Origin of the sequence: Pseudomonas sp. Au-Pse12 (assembly GCF_021341665.1) — a bacterium.
Classification (GTDB): Bacteria; Pseudomonadota; Gammaproteobacteria; order Pseudomonadales; family Pseudomonadaceae; genus Aquipseudomonas.
Map to the genome: position 1 here is coordinate 1 of NZ_JAJTTH010000046.1, position 319 is coordinate 319.

At 58.9% G+C, this 319-nt stretch carries 1 protein-coding gene; it reads right to left on the minus strand.

The genetic code is table 11. The annotated features are described in order from the left end of the window. Positions 1–319: immunoglobulin-like domain-containing protein (locus LXM55_RS32360; RefSeq protein WP_233324209.1), on the minus strand; the 319-nt coding region annotated here is incomplete at both ends.

Consider the following 319-nt stretch of genomic DNA (forward strand, 5'->3'; position numbering starts at 1 on the left):
TGTCGCGGTGTAAACAATCGAGCCACCTTCGGCCACGGTATCGGTAGCGGTCACGCTGAGGGTGGTGGTATCCGGGGTGTCGGTGACCGAGGTTTCAGCTGGCTTGTCATTAATATCCAGCTTCTCGTAGTTACCACCGTCAGCCTTGGTGATGGTGGTGCTTAGAGAGCTACCACCCGCCAGGGCGTCGTTAGGCGCGGTGAAATTCACGGTGCCGGAAGATTCGCCGACTGGAATGGTGATGGTCTGGCCGTTGGACAGGGTTACCACCACCGGCGAGCCGGTAACTGGCGCAGACACCGAAGCGGTGTAAACCACA